General features: G+C 35.7%; 8 protein-coding genes. All 8 read left to right on the top strand.

The annotated features are described in order from the left end of the window. Positions 1-544: 544 nt before the first annotated feature. A complete protein-coding gene (locus MJG50_RS16635) occupies positions 545-748 on the top strand; it encodes a sigma factor G inhibitor Gin (protein WP_240256877.1) in 204 nt (67 codons plus the stop codon). 102 nt (positions 749-850) lie between these two features. Beyond that, positions 851-2,284, top strand: coding sequence for an aminotransferase class I/II-fold pyridoxal phosphate-dependent enzyme (locus tag MJG50_RS16630; RefSeq protein ID WP_240256876.1), 1,434 nt, complete (start codon positions 851-853; stop codon positions 2,282-2,284). A 51-nt stretch (positions 2,285-2,335) separates the two neighbouring features. Beyond that, positions 2,336-2,968 carry a dTMP kinase gene (tmk, locus tag MJG50_RS16625; RefSeq protein WP_240256875.1) on the top strand — a complete coding sequence of 211 codons (633 nt, stop codon included), beginning with the start codon at positions 2,336-2,338 and terminating at the stop codon, positions 2,966-2,968. Positions 2,969-3,153: 185 nt separating this feature from the next. Beyond that, complete coding sequence (gene darA, locus MJG50_RS16620) at positions 3,154-3,483, top strand: cyclic di-AMP receptor DarA (RefSeq protein WP_240256874.1); 330 nt, start codon at positions 3,154-3,156, stop codon at positions 3,481-3,483. Between the two features lie 24 nt (positions 3,484-3,507). Further along, on the top strand, positions 3,508-3,948 hold the full coding sequence (locus tag MJG50_RS16615; protein WP_240256873.1) for a YaaR family protein: 441 nt from the start codon (positions 3,508-3,510) through the stop codon (positions 3,946-3,948). Positions 3,949-3,966: 18 nt separating this feature from the next. Beyond that, a complete protein-coding gene (gene holB / locus MJG50_RS16610) occupies positions 3,967-4,971 on the top strand; it encodes a DNA polymerase III subunit delta' (RefSeq protein ID WP_240256872.1) in 1,005 nt (334 codons plus the stop codon). Next, positions 4,964-5,791, top strand: a complete 828-nt coding sequence (gene ricT / locus MJG50_RS16605) for a competence/sporulation regulator complex protein RicT (protein WP_240256871.1) — start codon at positions 4,964-4,966, stop codon at positions 5,789-5,791. The genes holB and ricT overlap by 8 nt, the downstream gene beginning before the upstream one ends. A 13-nt stretch (positions 5,792-5,804) precedes the next feature. Further along, positions 5,805-6,158, top strand: coding sequence for a DNA replication initiation control protein YabA (yabA, locus tag MJG50_RS16600; protein WP_240256870.1), 354 nt, complete (start codon positions 5,805-5,807; stop codon positions 6,156-6,158). Positions 6,159-6,183 lie beyond the last annotated feature (25 nt).

The raw sequence follows: 6,183 nt of genomic DNA, 5'->3' as shown, positions 1-6,183 counted from the left end.
GTTAAGATTCGCTACATAAGTACATCACCAAACCCAACCAGCAAAAGTTAACTTTCCGTGCTTTAAAAACCACGTTTTATAGTAAGTACAAGGTCTTTTACTTCAAATAGATGTAAATCAGCTAAAAAAGTGTATGTATTCCGCTTAAATATAGGTTTCAGATCCAATTTTAAGGTATGTACCTAACCTAAATTACCCGAAATGCATGATATTCTAGGCAAATGCACGATAAAAAGTTAATATGCTCGTACATTAGAAGAAATGCATGATAATCCCAATATATGCGCGCTAGCAAAATTATATGCACGATAGCCAAAATAAATACACGTTATTCTCCCATGGGACGCTTCATACATTTTACACCCGAGTGACCTCAATAGAAGTCTCGGTATTTCGGTAATTAGTTTCATAACCACGGTATACACATTTCCCACCCAATTCTCATAGATTACTATACACGCTATATTAATACTCTTCGTTATTTTGGAAATCGTGTATACATTTATAAATAACTGGACAGAATAAATGTACGGAGGTGGAGGCAATGAGTTCACAACTAAGAACAAAGAATATTGGGGAAACGTGTGTGATATGTGAACAAGAGAAAAGTAGAGGCATACACCTTTATACAAAATTCATTTGTATGGATTGCGAAAACGATATGATTCATACAGAAACAAATGACCCAAAGTACCAGTTTTATTTATCACAACTAAAAAAGGTAACAACACCTGAGATATATTCATAGTTTTGCAAGGATCCAATGTGGGTCCTTCTTTTTTTGATATAATAATAGATGAAATGAAAAGGTTCAACAATAAGCTATTCAAGTAAAGAAGGGTTGATTTTTATGACATTCAATCATACACCATTATTTGATGCATTATATCATCACTCAAAACAAAGTCCGATCTCAATGCATGTCCCTGGCCATAAATATGGCGCAGTATTTCCGGGGAAAGGGAATGATTATTATAAGGAAATCCTTCAAATCGACGCAACTGAGTTAACAGGGCTTGATGACCTTCATCAGCCTGAAGGCCCTATTTTAGAGGCAGAGGAGTTGGCAGCAAAGCTTTATGGTGTGAAAAAAACCTTTTTCCTAGTTAACGGTTCAACGGTAGGGAATTTGGCTATGATCCTAGCTGCTACAGAAAAGAATAATACTGTGCTCGTTCAGCGAAATTCACATAAATCCATTATTAACGGATTAAAACTTGCAGGAGTGAACCCTGTCTTTTTGCATCCGGAATATGATGAAGATGTCCAGGTACCTACGTATGTCTCATTCACAACGGTTAAGAAAGCATTTGAAAAATACCCACATACAAAGGCCCTAATATTAACAAGCCCTAATTATTTTGGAATGGCAAATCTAACTGAGCTTAAGAAAATTATTTCTTTTGCACATTCCCATCAGATCCCTGTTCTAGTTGATGAAGCACATGGTGCGCATTTTATTCTTGAGGATTTTCCTGAATCGGCAATAACACTTGGTGCAGATATTGTTGTCCATTCAGCTCACAAAACTCTTCCTGCCATGACAATGGGATCTTTTTTACATGTTAATAGCAAAATCATAGATGCTACACATGTCCAATCATATTTGCAGATGCTGCAATCAAGCAGTCCTTCTTATCCAATTATGGCATCACTTGATCTTGCACGACATTATCTTGGAAAAATAAAAGCAGAAGGAACAATACCGATCATTGCGAGTATAAAAAATTTAAAGGAAAGTGTAAAAAGGATACCGCAAATAAAGCTAGTTGAATCAAATAATCAATCGATACATACAGACCCATTAAAGATGACACTTCAAACTCAATGTTCATTTAACGGTTATCAACTGCAACATTTATTTGAGAAGGAAGGTATTTTTACTGAATTAGCGGACCCGAATCATGTTCTCTTTGTATTACCGCTAGCTATAATTGAAAACGTTGAGGACTTTTATCAATTACTCAATAAATCAGTGTCACATGTACCACTTACACCGGAAACTTCAATTGGTTCTAAGTACTTTTTAGAAAAAATCACAACCCTATCTCTATCATATCAAGAGATAAAAGGGTACAATAAAAGGGTTGTCTCCATTGAAAATGCCGTAGGAGAAATTTCGGCGGAAATGATTATACCTTATCCTCCTGGGATTCCATTGATAATGGAGGGTGAACGAATTACTGAGAAACATTTGGAAGTGATATCATTGTATCTTGAAACGGGTGCACGCTTCCAAGGTGGAAATATGAAAGATATGCTTATAACGACTTTAGAAAAATAGCATCAGCGCAACTATTTATTAGCATGAATGTGAAATAAAGGAGAATACATCGTGAAGGGTTATTTTATTACAATTGAGGGGCCAGAAGGTGCGGGAAAGACAACCATTTTAAGCATCGTCCAACAAGAGCTTCTAAAAAAAGGGTATGATGTTATTTCAACAAGAGAGCCTGGGGGAATTGACATAGCTGAACAAATTCGCTCAGTCATTCTTGATAAAAAGAATACAAAGATGGATAGTCGAACAGAGGCTCTCCTCTATGCGGCATCTCGTAGACAGCATCTTGCTGAAAAAGTAATTCCTGCATTACAGGAAGGAAAAATTGTCTTATGTGATCGGTTCGTTGATAGTTCCCTTGCATATCAAGGGCATGCAAGAGGGCTTGGGATTGATGAAGTTTTATCCATTAATGAATTTGCTATCAATGGATTAATGCCATCGCTAACCCTTTTCTTCGATATTGAGCCAGAAGCTGGGTTAGCAAGAATTGCAAAAAGCAATTCACGTGAAGTAAATCGCCTCGATTTAGAAAATATGAACTTTCATAAGAAAGTATATGAAGGCTATTTAAAAGTTGCGGAGCGTTTTAAAGAGCGTTATCAAAAAGTAGATGCGACTCTTCCGCTTGAAGCGGTCAGTAAAAATGCATTAGAAATCATTGAATCCCATCTCAACTGTAACTAATTAAATATTTTAGATATAATTACCTCAAAAGTCTGATGATTTTTGAGGTTTTTCTTTTCGTTTAGTGGATTCTTGCTATAATAGAGACAACCATAAAACAACTTAGGACTTTAGCACATATAGTTACCAAAATTCGTAATATGAAGTAAGCATAAAAAAATGTTAAACTATAAGGAGGCTACATGATGAAACTAGTTGTTGCAGTTGTACAAGATAAGGACAGCAACCGTTTGTCACAGGCTTTAGTTGAGCATAATTTTCGAGCAACGAAACTTGCTACAACAGGTGGTTTTCTGAAATCGGGAAATACGACATTTTTAATTGGTGTTGAAGATATCAGAGTTGATAAAGCTTTACAAATTATAAAAAAGAATTGTGAACATCGTGATCAATTGATTGCACCTGTCTCCCCGATGGGTGGAAATGCGGATTCCTTTGTACCATTTCCAGTAAAAGTGGAAGTTGGGGGAGCCACTGTATTTGTTTTACCAATTGAACAATTTCATCAATTCTAATCGTATAACAAAGGTGAAATGAATATGAAAATAAATCAAGATTTTAGACTTTCTATAGATAAGAATAAAGGCAATCAGCTAAGTAAAGCGCAGGATAGCAAAAAGTTTGGCGAAATTGTCCAACAGCATGGGAGTAAGCTTCAAATGGAGCAATTATCAAAATTATTATCCCAAATTGATCAAGCAGGGGAACGACTTGCTCGTTCCCAAACTTTTAAAGATTTAGCATCCTATAAGACGCTCGTGAAGAGGTTTGTGAATGAGGCGGTTGAATTCGGAATGGATATCAAGCAATCCCATAGCTGGAATTCAAGTGGACAAGGTAGAACTCTCAAAATTGTCGAGGAAATCGATAAGGAATTATTGGATCTTACTCAGAATATGGTTGAACAAGAAAAAGATTCAATCAATATTCTTGGTAAAATTGGTATTGTAAAAGGATTGTTAATCAACCTTTATACGTAATGTGAAAGAGTGATAATCATGGAAAAAACATGGGAACAGCTTGAAGAATATCAACCAATGGTGTTAAAAATGGTTGGCAATAGTTTAAAAAAAGAGCGTGTGGCCCATGCGTATTTGTTTGAGGGAAGCCGTGGAACAGGTAAGAAGGAAGTTGCTTTCTTGTTAGCTAAAAGTCTCTTTTGTACAAATAAACAGGATTATAGACCTTGTAATGACTGTGTAAATTGTCGTAGAATTTCTTCTGGAAATCATCCTGATATTCATATGATTGAACCAGATGGTCAATCGATTAAGAAAGGGCAGATTCAAGCACTTCAGGAGGAGTTTTCAAAAACAGGTGTTGAATCAAATCGTAAAATTTATATTATTAATCATGCTGATAAAATGACAGCTAATGCTGCTAATAGCTTATTAAAGTTTTTAGAGGAACCTAGTAGTCAAACAGTAGCGATTTTAGTAACAGAGCAAATTCATCGTATTTTAAATACGATCCTCTCACGTTGTCAGGTCCTTTCATTTAAGCCATTACTACCAAAGGTTATATCAGAGCAATTAGTGAATGAGGGAATTTCTACTACGATTGCATCGCTTATTGCAAATACAACGAATAATCTTGAAGAAGCTCGAAGATTAAGTACAGATGCTTGGTTTGGACAGTGCCGTTCGATAGTGTTACAATTATATGAAGTATTAAATACTAGACCAGCAGATGCTTTCTTTGTTATACAGGACAAGTGGCTGCAGCATTTTAAAGAAAAAGACCAGCTTAGCTTTGGTTTAGATATATTATTACTAGTTTACAAAGATTTATTATATATTCAATTAGGTGATGAAGAATCAATCATTTTTCATGATCAAGTTGTGAAGTTTAAACAATACGCACTTCAAACGTCAAGTAGACGTATAAGTGATCAAATAACGGCGATTTTTGAGGCAAAACGTCGTTTACACACCAACATGAATCCACACTTATTAATGGAACAATTGGTAATAAAGTTGCAGGAGGGATTAAAACTTGTATGATGTAGTTGGTGTTCGCTTCAAAAAAGCGGGTAAAATCTATTACTTTGACCCAAATGGCTATACGATTCCAGACGGTGAATTCGTAATCGTTGAAACCGTTAGAGGAATAGAATTTGGCAAAGTTGTTATAAATAAAAAGCAGGTTGATGAACACGACATTGTCCTTCCTTTGAAAAAGGTTATTCGTATTGCAGACCCAAAGGATAAGTTAATTGTCGAAGAAAATAAACATGCTGCAAAAGAGGCTTACGATGTGTGCCTTGAAAAAGTAGTTGAACATAGTCTTGATATGAAGCTTGTCGATGTTGAGTACACGTTTGACAGAAACAAAGTTATATTCTATTTTACAGCAGATGGACGAGTTGATTTCCGTGAATTAGTAAAAGATTTAGCGGCAATTTTCCGTACAAGAATTGAACTTAGACAAATTGGTGTGAGGGACGAAGCGAAGATGCTTGGTGGAATTGGTCCATGTGGTAGAATGCTTTGTTGTTCGACCTTCTTAGGAGATTTTGAACCTGTCTCAATTAAAATGGCAAAGGATCAAAACCTTTCACTAAATCCTACTAAAATATCAGGATTATGTGGTCGGCTAATGTGCTGCTTAAAATATGAAAATGACGAATATGAAAGTGCTAAAGAACAGTTACCAGACCTTGGAGAAGTGATTGAAACAACAAGTGGGGTCGGTAAGGTTGTTGGACTGAATATTTTAGAACGTGTTTTACAATTAGAATTAGTTGATCGGGAACGTGTTGTTGAGTATACGTGGGAGGAACTACTTAAAGAAGGAGCGATTTCGATTCAAGCCACAGAATAATGAGGTGGATTAAGTGGATAAAAAAGATATTTTTGAATCTGTTAGTAGTATGGAGGAACAAATTGGTAATCTATACAAACAACTAGGAGAATTAAAACAACATCTTGGACAATTACTTGAAGAGAATCATCATATGCGAGTTGAGAATGACCTTTTACGTCGTCGCCTTGATCAATCGATAACAACGAAGAAGACAGAAAAAGTCGATAAAAGTACCAATGAAGCAAAAATACTTGATATTGGCGAAGGCTATGATAATTTAGCGCGACTTTATCATGAGGGCTTCCATATATGTAATGTCCATTATGGAAGTGTTCGATCTGAGGGAGACTGCTTGTTCTGTCTTTCATTCTTAAATAAGAAGTAAAAAACTCTTCCATTTTTGGGAGGGT

Source organism: Fredinandcohnia quinoae (assembly GCF_022427965.1).
Lineage (GTDB): Bacteria > Bacillota > Bacilli > Bacillales > Bacillaceae_L > Ferdinandcohnia > Ferdinandcohnia quinoae.
The sequence above is the reverse complement of the archived record's forward strand: the minus strand, read 5'-3'. Positions and strand labels throughout refer to the sequence as shown.